Source organism: Snodgrassella alvi, from assembly GCF_002777745.1.
In the GTDB taxonomy this organism is placed as follows: Bacteria; Pseudomonadota; Gammaproteobacteria; order Burkholderiales; family Neisseriaceae; genus Snodgrassella; species Snodgrassella alvi_D.
In genome coordinates, this window is sequence record NZ_MEIO01000064.1 from 16,475 (window position 1) to 36,629 (window position 20,155).

At 44.4% G+C, this 20,155-nt stretch carries 15 protein-coding genes; all 15 read left to right on the top strand.

The genetic code is table 11. The features are described from left to right. Window positions 1-116: 116 nt before the first annotated feature. The 15 genes from recO to BHC51_RS11670 all read left to right on the top strand — a co-directional run bounded on the left by recO (window position 117) and on the right by BHC51_RS11670 (window position 19,610). Complete coding sequence (gene recO / locus BHC51_RS11600) at window positions 117-848, top strand: DNA repair protein RecO (RefSeq protein ID WP_100135959.1); 732 nt, start codon at window positions 117-119, stop codon at window positions 846-848. Between the two features lie 592 nt (window positions 849-1,440). Further along, window positions 1,441-1,944, top strand: a complete 504-nt coding sequence (gene tssB / locus BHC51_RS11605) for a type VI secretion system contractile sheath small subunit (protein ID WP_100135960.1) — start codon at window positions 1,441-1,443, stop codon at window positions 1,942-1,944. Window positions 1,945-1,965: 21 nt separating this feature from the next. Further along, a complete protein-coding gene (gene tssC / locus BHC51_RS11610) occupies window positions 1,966-3,498 on the top strand; it encodes a type VI secretion system contractile sheath large subunit (protein ID WP_100123961.1) in 1,533 nt (510 codons plus the stop codon). Window positions 3,499-3,562: 64 nt separating this feature from the next. Beyond that, window positions 3,563-3,826, top strand: coding sequence for a PAAR domain-containing protein (locus BHC51_RS11615; protein ID WP_100123962.1), 264 nt, complete (start codon window positions 3,563-3,565; stop codon window positions 3,824-3,826). 26 nt (window positions 3,827-3,852) lie between these two features. Beyond that, a complete protein-coding gene (tssK, locus tag BHC51_RS11620; RefSeq protein ID WP_180296499.1) occupies window positions 3,853-5,196 on the top strand; it encodes a type VI secretion system baseplate subunit TssK in 1,344 nt (447 codons plus the stop codon). Continuing rightward, window positions 5,186-5,827: a DotU family type IV/VI secretion system protein gene (locus BHC51_RS11625; RefSeq protein WP_180296500.1), complete on the top strand. Its 642-nt coding sequence runs from the start codon at window positions 5,186-5,188 to the stop codon at window positions 5,825-5,827. The genes tssK and BHC51_RS11625 overlap by 11 nt, the downstream gene beginning before the upstream one ends. Before the next feature lie 8 nt (window positions 5,828-5,835). After that, on the top strand, window positions 5,836-7,446 hold the full coding sequence (locus BHC51_RS11630) for an OmpA family protein (protein WP_100135962.1): 1,611 nt from the start codon (window positions 5,836-5,838) through the stop codon (window positions 7,444-7,446). Window positions 7,447-7,480: 34 nt separating this feature from the next. Then, entirely contained in the window at window positions 7,481-7,966 is a 486-nt protein-coding gene (locus BHC51_RS11635; protein ID WP_100123966.1) for an Hcp family type VI secretion system effector, read from the top strand. Between the two features lie 60 nt (window positions 7,967-8,026). Continuing rightward, window positions 8,027-10,726, top strand: a complete 2,700-nt coding sequence (tssH, locus tag BHC51_RS11640) for a type VI secretion system ATPase TssH (RefSeq protein ID WP_100154101.1) — start codon at window positions 8,027-8,029, stop codon at window positions 10,724-10,726. A 956-nt stretch (window positions 10,727-11,682) separates the two neighbouring features. After that, the gene (locus tag BHC51_RS11645) at window positions 11,683-12,432 is read left to right on the top strand and encodes a DUF3304 domain-containing protein (RefSeq protein ID WP_100154102.1); all 750 of its coding nucleotides are present in this window, start codon (window positions 11,683-11,685) and stop codon (window positions 12,430-12,432) included. Window positions 12,433-12,450: 18 nt separating this feature from the next. Further along, on the top strand, window positions 12,451-12,972 hold the full coding sequence (locus BHC51_RS11650; RefSeq protein WP_100154103.1) for a hypothetical protein: 522 nt from the start codon (window positions 12,451-12,453) through the stop codon (window positions 12,970-12,972). 124 nt (window positions 12,973-13,096) lie between these two features. After that, window positions 13,097-13,846, top strand: a complete 750-nt coding sequence (locus tag BHC51_RS11655) for a DUF3304 domain-containing protein (RefSeq protein WP_100154104.1) — start codon at window positions 13,097-13,099, stop codon at window positions 13,844-13,846. Window positions 13,847-13,864: 18 nt separating this feature from the next. Next, window positions 13,865-14,377: a hypothetical protein gene (locus tag BHC51_RS11660; RefSeq protein ID WP_100154105.1), complete on the top strand. Its 513-nt coding sequence runs from the start codon at window positions 13,865-13,867 to the stop codon at window positions 14,375-14,377. A 124-nt stretch (window positions 14,378-14,501) separates the two neighbouring features. After that, window positions 14,502-15,251, top strand: a complete 750-nt coding sequence (locus BHC51_RS11665) for a DUF3304 domain-containing protein (protein WP_100154106.1) — start codon at window positions 14,502-14,504, stop codon at window positions 15,249-15,251. A gap of 18 nt (window positions 15,252-15,269) precedes the next feature. Beyond that, entirely contained in the window at window positions 15,270-19,610 is a 4,341-nt protein-coding gene (locus BHC51_RS11670; protein WP_218966413.1) for a T6SS phospholipase effector Tle1-like catalytic domain-containing protein, read from the top strand. Window positions 19,611-20,155: the final 545 nt, after the last annotated feature.

Consider the following 20,155-nt stretch of genomic DNA (forward strand, 5'->3'; position numbering starts at 1 on the left):
CTGAAAATAAAGTGTCTTATTATTAACTAAATTATCCGCTTTTTCCCAAACAGGGTCAATTATTATGCCGTATCGGGCTATAATTGTATTAACGTACAGTTGCTGTAAAACTAGCCATGTCTAATAACCGCATAAATCATCAACCTGCTTTTTTGCTTGCATCACGCCCGTGGAGTGAAAGCAGCCTGCAAATAGAAATATTTTCCCGGGATTATGGCAGAGTGGTAATGCTGGCACGCAGTGCCCGGCGCAGGCAAAGTGAGCTACGCGGTGTACTCGTTCCGTTTGTGCCCTTACAGCTATCCTGGTATGGCAATAACGAACTAAAAACTTTACATCGTGCCGAATGGATAGGCGGGTGGCAGCAACCACAGAACCAAGCTTTATTCAGCGCATTGTATGTGAATGAATTGGTACTGAAACTTACAGCACGCGAAGACCCGTTACCCCGGATTCATGCAGCAATGCATACTGTCTTGCAAAGCATTGCCAGTGGTGAGCATTTATCAGCACTGCGTTATTTTGAATGGTCACTACTGCGGACTTTGGGCATCGCACCCGATATCAGCCGGGATAATCAGGGGCAGGCAATCATCAATCATGAACGTTACTGGTTACGTGCTGAACATGCGCCAGTGTTATTAATGCAGGCACAGCTATCTGCACAGGAAGACGGCATTATTGTCCATGGATACACACTTAATGCCTTAACCACACAGTCTTTGACAGAACAGCCTGAATGGCACACAGAAGCCATACGCCTTACGCGCTTACTGCTGGATTTCCGCTTGCCCGAAGACATACTCAGCCGACGAATATTGAAACAGTTGCAGCAATATACAGGATAAAAATATTTTAATCAGAAAGAAAAGAAAAATAGTGCACTAAAGATATTAAATGATAATACTTAATTGTTGTATTTTTGTTGTTGTCAGTAAGACCATAAAATAATATCTTTGATAATTGTCAAAGAAACCACCAGAATGACTTCACTATACAGAGCAAGTCATTTTATAAAATTGAATTTTAAATATCGTGTAAAATTATGAGAACAAACAGATATTAAATTCAGAGATAATAATTTTTAGAAGCTTTATTAACATTAACTATCAAAACGTAAACATAAAAAATTTCTTTGTTAATAAAACCCAATAAGAATAGTTCTCACTATATTTAATAATCAATCCTGTAACATTCTGAATAAACTTATTTACTCTTAACACAAAATAAGTGAAAATAGGTCAAAACAAGTAGACAGAGTCAAGTATCAATATTGATACTTAACATCAATTAAAATTTTGCATCTAAAATTAAATTATCATGAAAATTATAATACAAATTTTGTTGAAAATTTTCATATTATTATATATAACGCATCAAAAGGCTTAGAGGTAATGACTTTCGTCTGTTACCAACATTTAAATATGAAAAGGAGTAATCATGTCAGAAAGCTTCCAAAACGAAGTACCACCGGCTCGCGTCAATATTAAACTGGATTTACATACAGGGGGAGCGAAAAAGCAGGTTGAATTGCCATTGCGTTTACTGGTGGCTGGCGATTTCAGCTTCAACGAGAGTGATACCCCTTTGGCTGAACGCGAAAAAGTTTCAATCAACAAAAATAACTTTGATGCTGTTCTTGCTGAAATGAATCCAACCCTAAAATTGTCTGTACCTAATACTCTGGCAGATGATGGTTCCGAAATTCCAGTCAATTTGGATTTCAAATCAATGAAAGACTTCCATCCTGAACAGGTTGTGCAGCAAGTACCAGAGCTCAAATCATTACTGGCTATGCGTAACCTATTAAGAGATCTGAAATCCAATATTCTTGATAACGCAGTTTTACGCAAAGAACTGGAAAAAATTCTGCAAGACAAAAACCTTTCTGATGAGTTGCGCAAGGAGCTGGAAGCAATCTCACCTATCATATCCAAAGAATAAATACCGCAGAGGAATTTAAGAATGCAAAAAAATATGCAAGATAGTGGTTCCACTCAGGCTGCAAAAGCTGTTCAGCAATCAGTTTATGAATCATTATTTGACAAAATAAATCTGAATACTGTTTCTACAGCACCAACTTTTGATCATTACATCAACAATACAGCCTTATCTGAATCTGCAACAAACGAGCGCATTTCAGTAGCGATAAACGTATTTCTGAAAATGATTCAGGACAGCTCACAAACAATAGACAGGCTGGATAAATCATTATTAGATTTTCATATAGCAAAACTGGACAGATTAATCAGTAACCAGCTCGACAATATTCTGCATCATCCGGAGTTTCAGGCAATTGAAAGTACCTGGCGCGGTTTAAAATTTTTGGTAGACCGCACCGATTTTCGCCAGAACGTCAAAATTGATGTACTTGATGTTTCCAAAGAGGCGCTGATCCGCGATTTTGAAGATTCACCAGAAGTAATCCAAAGCGGTCTCTACAGCCATACTTACATCAATGAATACGATACTCCGGGCGGACAGCCATTTGCCTCAATCATTTCTGCTTATGAGTTTAACCGTTCACCTCAGGACATTGAGTTACTCAGAAATATTTCAAAAGTTTCTGCTGCTGCACACATGCCATTCATTGGTTCAGTTGGGCCAGAATTTTTTGGCAAGGAAACAATGGAAGAAGTTGCCTCAATTAAAGATATAGGTAACTACTTTGACCGTGCTGAATACATTAAATGGAATAGCTTCCGTAATACCGATGATGCCCGTTATATAGGTCTTACATTGCCTCGTTTTCTGGCACGCTTGCCTTATGGTAGTGATACCGTACCAGTGCGTAGCTTCAATTATAGCGAAGAGGTTAAAGGTCCGGATCACAACCGTTATTTATGGTCTAATGCCACCTTCGCATTTGCAGCCAACATGGTAAGAAGCTTTATTAAAAATGGCTGGTGTGTACAGATTCGTGGTCCACAGGCCGGTGGCTTGATTGAAAATCTGCCAATCCACCTGTATGACTTGGGTTCTGGTGCGCAAATGAAAATTCCAACAGAGGTATTAATACCAGAAACACGAGAATTTGAATTTGCCAATCTGGGCTTTGTACCACTTTCTTTCTATAAGAATCATGATTTTGCCTGCTTCTTCTCAGCAAATTCAACCCAGAAGCCAGCGTTATACGACACCAAAGAAGCAACAGCCAATAGTCGTATCAACTCACGTCTGCCTTATATTTTCCTGCTGTCTCGTTTGGCGCATTATCTAAAACTGATTCAGCGCGAAAACATTGGTATGACGAAAGATCGGCGTGTTCTGGAAGTAGAAATGAATAACTGGGTTCAGAATCTGGTTACAGAAATGACTGATCCAAGTGATGAGTTACAGGCTTCCCACCCGTTGCGTCAGGCAAAAGTCGTAGTGGAAGATATTGAGGATAATCCCGGTTTCTTCAAAATTAAACTGTTTGTCATTCCACATTTCCAAATTGAAGGTATGGACATTAACCTTTCACTGGTATCACAAATGCCAAAAGCAAAAAAGTAAACAGATAACTACAGAAAATCTACCGATAGATTTCTATCGGTAGATAGCAAATAAGGAGAACTGAATGTCACGTGCGATTATTTGTAAGGGAGATACCACCACACACGGTGGCGTAGTGCTTGAAGGTGATCCAGTAGTCAATATAGAAGGACGAGCAGTAGCCCGTAAAGGCGACAGAGTTAGCTGTCCGAAATGTACAGGTACTCATTTCATCATAGAAGGCGACCAGCAATTAACAGTACAGGGGCGTCCAATGGCTCTGGAAAATATGAAAACCAGTTGTGGTGCCCGATTGTTGTCCAAACAATCAATAGCTAAATGTGAATAATCTCAATAATTAAAACAGGTTGTAAATTGAAAATCATCAATCCGATCTGGTACGAAGGTACCTTACTGTTACCACAAATTTTCCAGCAACAGGAATTGTTACAACAGGCCAATGCATTTAGTATAATGCAATGTGCACGCATTATGCCTTGGGGCGTAATGCGTATAGATGTAGACAGCAATAGCCTGGCCTTAAAAAAACTGAAATTATCGGATTGTGCTGTTTCGTTTCAGGATGGTACATGGTTTGACTCCCGGCAGATGCAATTTTTGCCGCCCGCCCGTGACTTATCACAGATACCGGAGAATATACTCGAAACTACCGTATACCTGTCTTTGCCAGAACTCAATACAGTAGGCACTAATCTGCTTGAAAACAACAGTAATGCACCATTACGCTTTTCAAAACAGTTTACCGCCGTTACAGACCTGTATGGAAGTCAACAAACCGAAATAGCAGAAAAACGATTAAATTTTAGCCTTAAATTCTCACATGAAAACCGTCAGAATTTTTTAGCAATACCCATCCTGCGTCTGATAAAAAATCAGAATAATAACTGGCAGCTGGATACAGAATATGTACCGCCGGTATTCTTCATTGGCAGCAATATATTTCTAATGGAAATGCTGTCCAGACAGATTTCAATTTTACTTAATAAAAGCCAGCGTCTTAGCTCATTGCGCAAAGAGAGAAACCAGCAGTCGGCTGATTTTCTGGTGTCTGATATATCTTTATTCTGGCTGTTGAACATACTTAACCAGTCTGTGCCAGAAATGGCATTGTTGCAAACACACAGCAGCATTGCACCTGAACACTATTACATACTGCTGGCACGGCTGGTAGGCAGCTTACTGTCGTTTTCAGTTGAATCAAGTATTAAAGACATACCCCAGTATGACCCACTCAATCTAAGTGCAACATTCATTCAGCTAAATGAAATGCTGTTAGAGCTTCTGGATACCGTTATACCTACAGTTCTTGTACTGATTGATCTGGAAAAAGTAGGTAATACCCGCTGGATTGGACATCTTCAGGATACACGTCTGAATGAAGAGACTGATTATTACATTTCTGTGCGTGCCAGCGTCCCATTATATGAACTGCAAGAACGCTTTCCGAAGCTATGCAAAATCGGCTCACCTGATGATGTAGAGCGTATTTTACCATCGGCTTCCAATGGCATTCCATTGCGAATGATGCAGCGTCTGCCCAGTGCATTGCCCATGCGTTCCGAAGCAACCTATTTTGCATTGGATAAATCACATCCGGGCTTTAAAGCCATGATAGCAGCAAGATCGTGCTGTATTTATTCACCTAATTCATTTGATGGATTAAATATCGAATTATATGCGGTGCCTAATGAAGAATAACCAGATTCCAGATTACGTACGGGAAAATCTGCGTAATTACATTTTATTTGTAACACGGTTAAACATGGGACATGCCATACAGAATATGGATGAAGTGCAGCTTATCGCAATTCATTTGGTCTCAGAATTTGAACAGAAACTGAGCGAAAATCACGTGCCGGAACATGAGCGTAAACAAATATGTTATGGCTTGTATGCCTTAGTCGATGAGCTGGCATTGCGATTTTTAGATAGCAAAAACAAATTAATCTGGGAAAATAGCCCATTGCAGGTGTCACAGTTTGGAGAATACGATGCCGGTATACAATTATTTGAAGATATTCAGAACGAATTGCATAAAAATGACCCATCCTACTGGCTGTTAAGTGTATGGCAACTGATATTTGCACTTGGATTCAATGGCAAATACCTTTTTGAAGATACACATATACGCAATGAACTAATCACCAAAATCGATTCGCATCTGCCCGAAATAACCATACCCTCCATTCCGTCCAGCCGTAAGTTGCGTCCCATAACCTTTCGGTCTTTTTCCGCAGTTAGCTGGAGCATAGCACTACTGATATTCACCATAGTAGTATATCTGGTATTAAACAAATATCTCAGCAATCTGGTTACCAGTATTGGATAAGGGGCCAAATGAGTAAACGTATTTATTACACATTATTGCTAGTCTGGATTGTTTGCCTTTCACTTTATTTTATCTGGCAGATCTGGGATATATACTGGGTAATCAAAACTTGCCTGAGTATACTGATAGTACTGTCCTGTGGTTTTTTGTGGTACCAGAATCAATTTTGGTTGCGAAAGCAAAATGCAACAAATCTGCACAGCATTCCAAAATCACAGCGCATAGTACTGGTAGCAGGAGACGATTTATCAGACTGGATTGAATCTTCTGAGCGCTGGCGACTACTGCGTGACTCCATGTGGGTTCGAGTAGAGGATTGCGCCCAATTAATAGACATTTACCGGGCACTGGATGAACAGAATAAAATAGCAAACGGCATATTACTGATCATTAACCCAGACAGATATCCGCATGTAGCAGCACTGGAGCAGCGAATATCACAATGGCGGCAGGAAATAGAAACCGTTCAGGCTTTATACAAACGCCAGTTACCACTGACTCTCGGTATTCACACTAATCTGCTTGATAAAAATCTGGATTACTGGCCGCAAAATATCAATAACCAATTATGCAGACAGCGTAGTAGTGTACAAGAATACTTTGAGTGCCTGCAAAAACAACTGGATAGCTATGCAGCTTTAAATCCTCAGCAGCCTGAGCATATAAGCTATACAGTAGCCTCCACACTTTATCTAAATCAGCAATGGCTCATTCAGTATGTAATCAAAAACCTGTTGCCGGAAAAACCATACCGTAATTCCCTCTATCTGGTTGCATGCGTCTGGCTAAACAGTTTTAACAGTAATCAGAACGCAGATTGGCGCAAATTTGAAATCGAAGCAACAGGACTGGTTACCCCTAATCAAACCTTTACCGTAACCGGCCTGAAAAACTTTCCGATTATCGAAAACAATTTTGTCCATCAGCGCTATCTGAGCAAAGGCGCAAAATACCTGTGTTACGGAATTAACTGGTTTTTAATTTTCTGCCTGATCGGTACAGGATACTCATTTGTAGAAAACAAAAAATGGTTGCAGAAAGTTATTGCAGGACACCAGCAATACATAGCAATACCTCAACACATGGAAAAAGAACGACTGGATAGCATAAACAACCTCAAGCTTATCCAGCAAACATTACACGACTACATGACATACGGCGAACCCAGAAAAATGGGATTTGGCTTATATCATGCTACCCGGTTATTACCCATTATCAATAAAGACATAAATACATTCCAATTGGAAAAACAGAAAAAACAGATTATTCGACTTGATACCACAGCACTGTTTGATGTAGGTCAAAGCAAACTGAAAACAGATGCCAAACTGGTATTACAAGGAGTGCTGACCTGGGTACAGGCAAACCCGAATAAAAGAGTACTGATAGATGGTCATACCGATAACACCGGAAATGCCGCCAGCAATAAGACTTTATCATTCAGCAGAGCTGAAGCGGTGAGGGATTGGCTCGTTAACGCCTCAACCTTCCCAGAAGATCATTTTACCGTACAGGGATATGGGGATAGTAAACCCATAGCAAGCAACGACAACCCGCAAGGGCGTAGTAAAAATCGTCGTGTCGAAATTACCTTGGTCGATATGAACCATACCGACTGAAGTAATGTTTATTAACTCATACAAGGATATTCCTATGGCAATTCCAGCATATTTATGGATCAAGGATGACGGTGGTTCTGATATCAAAGGTTCTGTAACCGTACAGAGTCGTGAAGGTTCAGTGGAAGTATTGGCATTTGACCACGAAGTTTACATTCCTACTGATGGCAACACCGGCAAACTCACAGGTACACGAGTTCACAAGCCCATTTCTTTTGTCAAAGAATATGATGCTTCTTCACCATATCTGTACAAAGCAGTAACCAATGGCCAGAACCTCAAGACTCTGGAATTTAAATGGTATCGCATTGATGATGCAGGTCAGGAGAAAGAATATTTCAACACCCTGCTCGAAAATGTGAAAGTAGTAGCCGTGCGTCCGAAAATGCACAACATTAAAGAAATTAGCAAAGAACGCTATAACCACCTTGAGGAAGTGGAATTGCGTTATGAAAAAATCACCTGGTCTTACAAGGATGGCAATATTGTTCATTCAGATAGCTGGGTGGAAAACCGTTAATTTTAACTAACCCGGGGCGCACGGATACGTGCGCCTTTTTAAGTATCTGCTGGAGCCGCAATGAAAGATTCAATGCAATTATTAAGAAAACTTAATGAAAATTGTGCCAGAGCACTAAACGAAGCCGCTAACTTCTGCCTGAGCCGCGGCCATCAGGAAATATTGCCTGAACATTTTCTTGTCAAACTGCTTGAAACCGATAATAACGACCTGAATCTCCTATTGCGCCAGAATGAAATCAACATTAACCGACTGTGGGATGACCTCCTTCTTGGACTGGACAAATTACCATGGCAACGTATACCACAGAAACCAGAATTATCGCGTGCATTACTCAAATGGATTGAACAGGCATGGATGCTGGCCTCAATCGAACACGGACAGGAAGAAGTCCGTTCATTACATCTGCTTGAAGCTATCCAGAAAATTCCCAGCATCTTTACCCTTACCGACCTGTGGCAATTATTAATCTTCAGAGCCGGACAGCTAGCTGAGGCAGCACGCTGGCTCAACAAATATTCAACAGAAGCAAACACCCGGAACAACAACATCCCAACCTCAGAAGCAAATACTTCCGGTACAGCAGCAGAATCCGCAGACACAGATATTGCACAGACAGCACTTAAGAACAACACACAACAAGACAAACAATCCCCGGCCGAGCTGGAAGCACTATCACGTTTCACCATCGATCTTACCCAGAGAGCCAGAGACGGCCATATAGATGCCATTTTCGGCCGCGATGAAGAAATCAGCCAGATAGAAGATATTCTTAGCCGCCGGCGTAAAAATAATCCAATACTGGTGGGCGAGCCCGGAGTGGGCAAAACCGCACTGGTTGAGGGGCTGGCACTTAAAATTGCTCAGGATGAAGTAGGCAGCCATCTGAAAAATACCCACATACTGGCTTTAGATATGGGATTATTACAGGCTGGTTCCGGCCTCAAAGGCGAATTTGAACAGCGCCTGAAAACCGTCATCGAAGCCATTCAGCATGCACCAGAACCAACTATACTGTTTATTGACGAAGCGCATACCATTATCGGCGCCGGTAATCAGGCGGGTGGTTCCGACGCCGCCAACCTGCTTAAACCAGCACTTGCCCGCGGCCAGTTGCGTACCATAGCAGCAACCACCTGGTCAGAATACAAACAGTATTTCGAAACCGATGCCGCCCTGGAGCGCCGTTTTCAGCCAGTTAAAGTAGACGAACCAGACGATGAAAAAGCCTGCCAGATGCTACGGGGCATAGCCAGATTATATGCACAGCATCATCAGGTACACATCAAAGACAATGCCATCAAAGCCGCCGTTACCTTATCGCGCCGCTACCTGCCAGATCGTCAGCTTCCAGATAAAGCCATTGATTTACTTGATACAGCCGCAGCCAAAGTCAGACTTGGCCTGCAAACCCTGCCATTAAGCCTGATCAAACAAATCTCCCTGCACAGTGCACTTAAAGAAGAAATCGAATGCCTGCAACAGGATGGCCGGCTCGGCCACAGCATAGATAATGAACGGATGGCACAGTGCCAGCAACAGCTACAACAGCTAGACCAGAAAATAGAAGAAGAAAAACAAAAATTTGCTCAGGAGCAGCAGGCTGCACAGGCCGTACTGGATGCGCGTACCCAAAGCGAAGACCACAGCAGCTTACATCAGCATAACCAGTCTTTTCAGAAAGTACAGCAAAGCATCAGCCTGGACGTAGATCAGCAAGTAATTGCCAGCATTATCAGCGAATGGACAGGTATCCCTGCCGGCCGCATGCTGGATGATGAAATCGCACGCCTCATGACCTTGTCTGAACAGCTTAACAGCGAAATCATCGGACAGGAAGACAGCGTTAACAGCATAGTTAACCATATCCGCACCCAAAAGGCCGGGCTGGGCGAAGCCAGCAAACCACTTGGTGTATTCCTGCTAACCGGCACCTCCGGCGTAGGAAAAACCAAAACAGCCAAAGCATTAGCCAAATCACTGTTTGGTAGCGAAGACACCATGATTACCATCAACATGTCTGAATATCAGGAAGCACACACCGTAGCTCAGCTCAAAGGCGCACCGCCGGGATATGTAGGCTATGGCAAAGGCGGCGTCCTCACCGAAGCAGTGCGCAAACGCCCTTATTCAGTAGTTTTACTGGATGAAATTGAAAAAGCCCACCCAGATGTCCTCAACATCTTCTATCAAGTATTTGACCAAGGCATCATGCGTGATGGAGAAGGGCGCATCATCAACTTCAAAAATACCATCCTGCTTATGACATCCAATCTGGGCAGCGAAGCCCTGCAAAATGCACCTGATGCAGATTTACCAACTCGGCTGGAACTGGTTGATCAGCCAATCCGTGAAGTTCTTGCACCGGCTTTACTCGGACGCATGAACGTACTGGCTTTCCGCCCACTGGCCGCCACCGACATGCAAATTATTATCCGCCAGCAGCTCGACCGCATTGCTGCCAAAATTGCAGTCCAGTTTGCTGTTACCTGCCAATACAGCAAAGCTCTGGTTGCAGCACTGGCGCAGACAACAGCTTGCCATGATCTGGGCGTGCGCTATTTTGAACAAATGCTGCAACAACAGATTGTGCCCGAACTGGCCAAACAATTACTTATGGAAAAACAGCAGGGACAAAATAGCGCCTATATACACCTTGATTTAGGCGAACAGGGCGTAGTCATCACCCTGAGCGATAATCCACTAAACGAAGAAACAGCAGAAACAGCAGAAATAAGCAGCGAAAATCAATTAGCATAAACAGCCATTACCGGCAGTAACAATGGGCAGACAACAATCAACAACAGTCTGCCCATACCTATTTAACTATCAACATGCCAGAATAACCGCAAAAATAACTAAAATCTTTACAATAAAAAACAACAAGATTACATTTATATATCATTTCCTGACACACAGACATATCGTCTCAATAGTTCATAACCAACGGAATAAGTATAAGACATAAATAATAAAATAAAAAAACAGGTACCAGATATGCAACAGTTACACAATTATAAATATCTATATAAATCAAATATTTAATATATTACGCAATTAAAAGAGTTTTCAAATTTCTTAAAGTAAATTATTGTTACATTACGGTAATTATCTGTATAACCCAATCTCCGCAATACAGGTAAGTGCCTAGTATAATAATAAAAAATTATACCTTGACTTAACGTCAAATTTCTGGCCAGTGCACCTCTTCACGTGCTGCACTGGCTGTTTTTATGCCTGCATACGCGCGGATAAAACACAATCACCAACATGTGGCTTACCTAATTACATTTTATAGCTGATTTTATAAATTTTTGCCTATTTAATTGTATAACAATCAGTTAATTAAAAATATTATTGCTAATAAATATAAACACCCATTCCATTACATATTATCGTCACTAAAATTATGAAATAATAGAATAGCTTATCTAAAGTAAAGATATGTCAAATAAAGCCAGAATTCAGCGCAGATACTCACATTGGCTTAACCATTACATAATCGAAGAGGCAATTAATGCATCAACACAAACTGATTTTATGCCGCTTTGTGGCTGCCATAACAGCCACCTTATCTGTATTAACAAAACAGCATTCATACATAGCTTCAGCTCAATTAGCAGTAGCCGTAATTCAGGCTTACAGAGTAAATAAACATTGAATACATAAATTATTCAAATAAAAGATTACTAATTCTCAAAAGAAAGGCAGAAAAGATGCAGAAAAAATGGCTAGGGCTGGCGCTGCTGGCGGCTTTGCAGCTTACAAGCTGTGCAAACCGTTTTGAGCCTTTTGTAGGCATTACCTCAGGTAAAAACCGCATGTATGCCACGCCGGTAGAAGCAATTGAATATAACTATGAAAATATGGCTGGCGGCAGTATTGGCGGCGGCTGTATTCCAGATACGCCGGGCATAGATGATTATGATGTTGGCAAAATGCGCTATGGTGGTGGTTCTACCTGCGGTGCGGCTGCGTTGCAGGCAAAATGGACGCCGGGGATGACTATGCATATTTCCTGGAAAGTATTACCGTATCCGGGCTGGCGACCCAGAGTATTAAATTTACCAGGATTTGTTTTGGATCGTAAAGAATTAGCTATTATTGATCAATATGATGAGTATTACTCTACCGATATTCCGCTGCCACCACCGCCACCATCGGCGGGTGATGATTTTGGTAAGGTAGATAATATTACAGTACATTTTTTGCCATGTAACCAGATATTTATTACTTATGGCACCATCGAGGAAGGGCGTAATCCGGTGCACTGGAAACTGTTTGCTGAAAGCCAGAAACTCTGCACGCCACGCCCGAGTATAAAATCGATGGCAGATTATCGTAAAAACAAGGCGAAGCTGGATGCGATTAAGGCAGAGCGGGCGAAGATTCCGCAGGTAATCTTGCCGCGCTATATCAAGCAGTTAGAAGCCGAAGGTAAGCTGCCAGTGAGCAGCCAGAAATAATTATTAAAGGAGAGTACGATGGCAGGTAATAACCCCAATAACAATAAAATTTCGCTTCCTGATGTGTTAAATGGGCTGGGATTAGGTAAGGATGAAGCCAGCAATACGCCTAATCCGCCGCCGCTCGGTACCAGCAGCAAGCCCGCCAGCAGTGGCAGCAGTACGAATAGTGCCAGTGCCAGCGGCAATAAGAATGGCACCGGCAGCAATGCACTGGGTGGGGTGGTGAATAAAGCCGGTAAACAGATTAAAAAAATCGGCGATGGGATTAAGCAGCTGGGTAAAGAGCTTAAGCATGCTGGCGAGGGCATCAAAGAAACAGCGCAGGATACGCTCGGGGATATTTTGTCTGGTAAAAGTATCGAATTCAAATGGCCGGTAACGCATAAGCCGAAAATATTTCCCACTGAGGCGGGCGGGCGCCTGCCGGCCTCGATTGAGGCAATCCAGAAAAATCGTGGCGACTGCTTTTATAAGGCACGTAATGCTCCCAAGCCATGCCAGAAAATTCTGAAAATCAGCTTTTTCAGCCAGAAATAATTATTAATATTTATATAAATATTGTTGTATCACAATGTAAATTGATGACTATGGTAATAAGATAGCAGAATAGAATGCATTGAAAGTATTATTAAATTTGAAGCTAATAAGAAAGGCAGAAAAGATGCAGAAAAAATGGCTAGGGCTGGCGCTGCTGGCGGCTTTGCAGCTTACAAGCTGTGCAAACCGCTTTGAGCCTTTTGTAGGCATTACCTCAGGTAAAAACCGCATGTATGCCGCGCCGGTAGAAGCAATTGAATATAACTATGAAAATCTGAGTGGTGGCAGCATTGGCGGCGGCTGTATTCCGAAAACACCGGGCATAGATGATTATGATGTTGGCAAAATGCGCTATGGTGGTGGCTCTACCTGTGGTGCGGCCGCATTGCGGGCAAAATGGACGCCGGGGATGACTATGCATATTTCATGGAAGCTATTACCTTATCCTGGTTGGAGACCTAGAGCATTGAATATACCGGGCGTAAATGTAGATCAAAAAGAAGAGCGGATTATTGATAGTTATAATGAATATTATTCTGCCGATATTCCGCTGCCACCGCCGCCGCCATCGGCGGGTGATGATTTTGGTAAGGTAGCCAATATTACGGTGCATTTTTTGCCATGCAACCAGATATTTATTACTTATGGCACCATCGAGGAAGGACGTAATCCGGTGCACTGGAAACTGTTTGCTGAAAGCCAGAAACTGTGCACGCCGCGCCCGAGTATAAAATCGATGGCGGATTACCGTAAAAACAAAGCGAAGCTGGATGCGGTTAAGGCAGAACGGGCGAAGATTCCGCAGGTAATTCTGCCGCGCTATATCAAGCAACTGGAGGCAGAAGGTAAATTGCCGCTAAGCAGCCAGAAATAATTATTAAAGGAGAATATGATGGCAAGTAATAACCCCAATAACAATAAAATTTCGCTTCCTGATGTGCTAAATGGGCTGGGATTAGGTAAGGATGAAGCCAGCAATACGCCCGATCCGTCGCAGCCCGGTGCCAGCAGCAAGCCCGCCAGCAGTGGCAGCAGCACCAATAGCACCAGCAGCAAGAGTGGCGCCGGCAGCAATGCACTGGGTGGGGTGGTGAGTAAAGCCGGTAAACAGATTAAAAAAATCGGCGATGGGATTAAGCAGCTGGGTAAAGACCTTAAGCATGCTGGCGAGGGCATCAAAGAAACGGCGCAGGATACGCTCGGGGATATCTTGCCCGGTAAAAGTATCGAATTCAAATGGCCGGTAACCCATAAGCCGAAAATATTTCCCACTGAGGCGGGCGGGCGCCTGCCGGCCTCAATTGAGGCAATCCAGAAAAATCGTGGCGACTGCTTTTATAAGGTGCGCAATGCCCCCAAGCCGTGCCAGAAAATTCTGAAAATCAGCTTTTTCAGCCAGAAATAATAATTAATATTTATATAAATATTGTTGTATCACAATGTAAATTGATGACTGTGGTAATAAGATAGCAGAATAGAATGCATTGAAAATATTATTAAATTTGAAACCAATAAGAAAGGCAGAAAAGATGCAGAAAAAATGGATATGGCTGGCGCTGCTGGCGGCTTTGCAGCTTACAAGCTGTGCAAACCGCTTTGAGCCTTTTGTAGGCATTACCTCAGGTAAAAACCGCATGTATGCCGCGCCGGTAAAAGCGTACGAATATAACTATGAAAATATGGCTGGTGGCAGTATTGGCGGCGGCTGTATTCCGAATACGCCGGGAGTGGATGACTATGATGTAGGTAAATTAAGCTATGGTGGTGGTTCTACCTGTGGTGCGGCTGCATTGCGGGCAAAATGGACGCCGGGAATGACTATGCATATTTCCTGGAAACTGTTACCGTATCCGGGCTGGCGCCCCAGAGGATTAGATTTACCAGGCATGAATCTTGATCATAAGGAATTGGCTATTATTGATCAATATGATGAATATTATTCTGCCGATATTCCGCTGCCGCCACCACCACCATCGGTGGGTGATGATTTTGGTAAGGTAGCCAATATTACGGTGCATTTTTTGCCATGTAACCAGATATTTATTACTTATGGCACGATAGAGGAAGGGCAGCAGCGCGAGTACTGGAAACAGTTTGCCGAAAGTAAGAAACTCTGCACGCCGCGCCCGAGTATAAAATCGATGGCGGATTACCGTAAAAACAAGGCGAAGCTGGATGCGGTTAAGGCAGAGCGGGCGAAGATTCCGCAGGTAATTCTGCCGCGCTATATCAAGCAGTTAGAAGCCGAAGGTAAGCTGCCAGTAAGCAGCCAGAAATAATTATTACAGGAGAATATGATGGCAAGTAATAACCCCAATAACAATAAAATTTCGATTCCTGATGTGCTAAATGGGCTGGGATTAGGTAAGGATGAAGCCAGCAATACGCCCGATCCGTCGCAGCCCGGTGCCAGCAGCAAGCCCGCTAGTAGTGGCAGCAGCACCAATAGCACCAGCAGCAAGAGTGGCACCGGCAGCAATGCACTGGGTGGGGTGATGAATAAAGCCGGTAAACAGATTAAAAAAATCGGTGATGGGATTAAGCAGCTGGGTAAAGACCTTAAGCATGCTGGCGAGGGCATCAAAGAAACGGCGCAGGATACGCTCGGGGATATTTTGCCCGGTAAAAGTATTGAATTCAAATGGCCGGTAACGCATAAGCCGAAAATATTTCCCACTGAGGCGGGCGGGCGCCTGCCGGCCTCAATTGAGGCAATCCAGAAAAATCGTGGCGACTGCTTTTATAAGGCACGTAATGCCCCCAAGCCATGCCAGAAAATTCTGAAAATCAGCTTTTTCTTTGATGGCACCAATAATCATGAAAAAGCGGATAAAGTGGTTACCGGCGCGGAACCACCAAGCGAGCAGGAGCTGAAAGCGCATACTGCGGCGGCGCCGCAGGCCAAGCTGATTGGCGCCTATACCTATCCGCGCACCAGCAATGTGGCGCGCCTGTATCATGCCTGTATGGGCGCAGAGGGTAAGCCGGGAGAAAATAACTTTGACTCGGTTATGATCGAAAATGGCTGGTTCAGGCATTATATTCAGGGCGTGGGCACACGCTTCGAAGAAATCGGCGATCTGGATCCCGGCTTTGCCGGCGAAGCCTTTGCCCGCTATGGCCAAGCCAGAATCAACTGGGCGCTGACACGCCTGTGTGACACGCTGGGACAATGCAAAGTTTACAATGACAAGCCGCTGGAGCTTACCACAGCGCAGAAAATGATTAAAAGCATGGATTCGGCTATCGGGCGCAAAGCTCAGCTCGACCAGTTTATCGATGCACTGGTGCCGGCGCCGGGCAATAAGCCGCTGCCGCAGGCGATTAAGCTGTATGTAATCGGCTTTTCCCGCGGCGCGGCGGAAGGGCGCACCTTTATCAACTGGCTGCTGGATTATCTGCTGGAGCGGCCGGAAAATGCCAAGGCCAAGGAGCAGCTGGAACAATTGCTCAAACAGCGGCAGGAGCAGCGCGCCAGACTGCGCAAATACTATCGTAAATATCCGGATAAAGAAAAAGAAGCCATTAAAGCAGCGCAAGAACAAGAGGAGGAGGCCAATGGCGGCACAACCAAACCACCTCAGACCAATAATAATCCGCAGTCACAACTTAAACAGCCACAGGCTAACCCGCAGCCACAGGGCGGTGCGAATAACAGCGCGCAGAGCAATGCCGGCAAGCCGGAGTTTATTTATCTGAAGCTGCGTGGCATTCCCATCAGCATTGAAATGGCCGGCCTGTTTGATACGGTGGCCAATGTGGGTATGTCGCCACTGGTGTCGATGATTAGCGGCCATTTTGGCTGGGCGCATGGCACCATGTCGCTGGAGCGCGCCGCTGCCGCACGCTTTGTTAAAAGCTGCTACCACTTTGTGGCCGGACATGAGCAGCGCAAAAGCTTTTCTGTAGAAAGCATCTGTATTGATGGCGGCTATCCGCATGGCGGTGGCGGTGAATTTCGCGAATACACCTATCCCGGGGTACATGCCGATATCGGCGGCGGCTATCCGCCGGGAGAGCAGTTTAAAAGCAATCTGGGGATGGGGCATGTGGTGGCGCAGATTGCCTTGCATGATATGTATGCACGCTGCTGGGAGCATGGTATGCCGATGCAGATTTGGGCCGATCATCCGGCATTAGCCAAACAGATGCAGCAAAAGCGCAAATTCAAATTAAAAAATTATGAAATTATGGATAAAGATGTATCAAAAGAATTTGAAACGCGGCCGGAGATGGTGGCGCGCTTTAATGCATGGCGCGATGTGTCGATTACCGATAATTTGGATAAAAATTTGCGCCAGCAGGTACATCATATTACCGCTTGGCGCATTTTGCGCTGGGTAAAGGACGGGGTGGATGGCTATGCCACGTTTCTGGGGCTGCAAATCACCCCAAATAAGGGGACGGCGGGCGAGAAGGAAAATCCGGCTCAGGTGAGTGCGCGCGAGCGCATCATCCGTCAGGGGCGCAGTAATGCCAATGAGATGGCGCAGGCTCAAGCCGGCGGAGGCTTGCCGGCACCGGCGCCGGCAGACATTACTAAGGATGATGAGGTGTGGCAGCAGGCGGGGCTGGGGGATATTCCGGCAGATAAACGCGGCGACTTTATGAATGGCATGATCAATAAAAATTATGATCCGCGCAATGATGGCTGGGATATGCTGGAGAGTGCCAAGGATTTCAAGGCTGATTATTTGCATCAGTTTAAGTTTGAGTCTTTTTTGTCGCTGGGGTTTTTAATGAAAACTTTTGCCGGCAGTATCTATATGCTCAATAATGTAGATGAGGCAGAAGAGTTTAAGGATATTCACGAAAACGGCGATATACTTTATTTTGGTGATGCGGATAAGAAGGCACCACCCACGCCGCTACCACCCAATCAGGATGATGGTTTTAATGATGATCCGGTGAACACGGGTACCCAGCCTGCGAATAAACCCAAGGCAGGTGCTACGCCACCGATAGCACCGAATAATAAGAATAGTTCAATCTTCAGTGATTTATTTGGTGACCTGAATTTAAGTGAGGTGGTTACGGGTATTGCGGTTGATGTGCTCAAACACAAGGCGCAGCACGCCAAGGCTTTGCAGGATGCGGCCAGTGCACTGGGGGGTAAGCAGGCCAAAGGGGCGCAATTAAAGGATATGCTGGCGCTGGGCTCAGATATCTGGAAGCGGCTCAGGGCTAAAAATACCAGTGATATGAAGGTGCTGATGGACAGAATCAGGAATAATCCGGAAGCCTATACGCCGAAATATCCTGAGGTGACGCAGTTGTTTGATGAGCAGATACACGATTCGCGCGCTAAATATATGCATACGCTGCTCGGCGACCGTGAGCCGTTTACCAGTTATTTTGCCCACCGGTTGATATTTAGTGGTTCTTTCTCGAATAAGCCGCTTACGCCGATGATGTTGCAGGATAATCTGGTGGGTCTTACCGGGATTGCGCGCAGTGCCTATATGTCGGTGCGGTATGGTAATCCAGCCTATATTCTGCTGGGGCTGAATAATCCGGAGCTGTTTGTTACTGATACTGATCGTAAGGCTATGGAAGGGCTTAAAGGCGGTTTTGATGCTATTGTGATTGATCCGGATACGGGCAAGGTGTTGATGGATGGTAAAAATCTCAAAAATCTTGCTGAGCTGTTAAAAAATTCGCAGAAAGCCATGCAGCAGCTACAGGATTCGCTGAATAAGGTGCAGCCGTGGGAAGGCAGTGAGTTTACAGACAAGATATTGCAGGAAATTGCCAAAAATGGGGATGAAACGATTAAGAATCTGGAGCAGATCCGGGAAATGTTGCTTCAGCAGAAGCAGCAGCTGGCTAAATTAGCGCAGGCGGCTACTGCCGGTGCCAGCACCAGCTCTCAGGCAGCCAGTATGGCTGCTGCTGATGAAGCCAGTGCGTCTGTGGCTGAAGCTGGCGGCGCTGAAACGGCAATGGCAATGGAGCGGCAGTTGGATGCCATATTGAAAAATGTTGAGGTGAGGATTCAGCAGCTACAGGCTGCGCTGGATCCGGCCACGCAGATTGGTGATGGTAGTGTGGCGGCACGGGCGCAAAATCTGCTGGCACAGCTGGATATTAAGCCGGCTGGTGGTCAGAATTGGCTTAATGCTGCTGATGGTGCAGCTGGGCAGCCAAGCCTGCCTGTGAATGCGCTGGCTTCTGGTGGCAATGGGGCTGTGGCGGAGATATCGGGCATTCAGGCGCATATACTGCCTGTTCGGCAGCAGCTGGCGGATATTAATCCTCAGTCAATGGCTGATTATTTGCGTGCGCAGATCAGTGATTATCAGCAGAATCTGCAACAGCAAACGGCATCTGCAATGTCTATGCTGCAAGAAGGTGTTGATGATCCGCAGACGCTGGCGCAGGTATTTTATCGCAATGCGCAGGGTGATATTGCGGATCAGGCGGTAAGTAACATCAGCAGAACTACGCTTGATAGGCTGGGTATGCAGGAGCTGGAGCTGAATGAATTCTTGCCGGAAAATATTGCCAACCGCAGCCAGCCTGAGATTGCGCAGTTGCTGCAGCAGCTGCGCAGTGGGCAGATTCCGGCTGAATTCCAGTCTTTGCCGCAACACCGCCTGCAATTGATGGTTCGTGTGCTGGAAAGCTGGCTGGTTTAAGTTCTGAGGCTGGCAGGGGGATGCTTTTGCCGGCCGGATGAATTAATTCAGCTATAACTACGCTGTATTTTGTTTTCCGCTTGCTTGGAGCAATTGGAGAGGCTGTGATGTGTTGCAGAATTGGTTTAAAAATTTATAAAAATGTAAAAATAATGATTTAATGTTAAGATTAATCATGTTTTAATTAAATTAATTAATCTGATGTATACTGAATTTTGATATTATTTACAAGATGACATATTTTGGAAAAATAATTTCAAAATCTGATTTTCACTTGCAAAGATGCTGCTGGTGCAGGCATGGGTAATGCTACAGGGTTGATGCAAGGCTTTAATAAAGCTGTTTGATGGTTGTACTGGCATACAAATTTGGCTGGCTGTGATGTACAAAGCCTGCCGGCTTTTGTTGCAGGCATAGGGATAAATTTGCTGTGATGTTTTCCGGATATGCTTTCGCTATCTTCTGTGCTGAAATGTTTTCTCTGTGCCGGCAGGGGATATTTTGGATTGTGTAGTAGTACCGAGTATGTAGATGATTTGGTAAAA

Bases quoted from the DNA above. Each gene is read 5' to 3' on its own strand.
- BHC51_RS11625 (WP_180296500.1), top strand. From the start codon at position 5,186: ATGAAGAATAACCAGATTCCAGATTACGTACGGGAAAATCTGCGTAAT.
- tssH (WP_100154101.1), top strand. From the start codon at position 8,027: ATGAAAGATTCAATGCAATTATTAAGAAAACTTAATGAAAATTGTGCC.
- tssB (WP_100135960.1), top strand. From the start codon at position 1,441: ATGTCAGAAAGCTTCCAAAACGAAGTACCACCGGCTCGCGTCAATATT.
- BHC51_RS11670 (WP_218966413.1), top strand. From the start codon at position 15,270: ATGGCAAGTAATAACCCCAATAACAATAAAATTTCGATTCCTGATGTG.
- BHC51_RS11630 (WP_100135962.1), top strand. From the start codon at position 5,836: ATGAGTAAACGTATTTATTACACATTATTGCTAGTCTGGATTGTTTGC.
- BHC51_RS11660 (WP_100154105.1), top strand. From the start codon at position 13,865: ATGGCAAGTAATAACCCCAATAACAATAAAATTTCGCTTCCTGATGTG.
- BHC51_RS11655 (WP_100154104.1), top strand. From the start codon at position 13,097: ATGCAGAAAAAATGGCTAGGGCTGGCGCTGCTGGCGGCTTTGCAGCTT.
- BHC51_RS11650 (WP_100154103.1), top strand. From the start codon at position 12,451: ATGGCAGGTAATAACCCCAATAACAATAAAATTTCGCTTCCTGATGTG.
- BHC51_RS11635 (WP_100123966.1), top strand. From the start codon at position 7,481: ATGGCAATTCCAGCATATTTATGGATCAAGGATGACGGTGGTTCTGAT.
- BHC51_RS11645 (WP_100154102.1), top strand. From the start codon at position 11,683: ATGCAGAAAAAATGGCTAGGGCTGGCGCTGCTGGCGGCTTTGCAGCTT.
- BHC51_RS11665 (WP_100154106.1), top strand. From the start codon at position 14,502: ATGCAGAAAAAATGGATATGGCTGGCGCTGCTGGCGGCTTTGCAGCTT.
- tssC (WP_100123961.1), top strand. From the start codon at position 1,966: ATGCAAAAAAATATGCAAGATAGTGGTTCCACTCAGGCTGCAAAAGCT.
- BHC51_RS11615 (WP_100123962.1), top strand. From the start codon at position 3,563: ATGTCACGTGCGATTATTTGTAAGGGAGATACCACCACACACGGTGGC.
- recO (WP_100135959.1), top strand. From the start codon at position 117: ATGTCTAATAACCGCATAAATCATCAACCTGCTTTTTTGCTTGCATCA.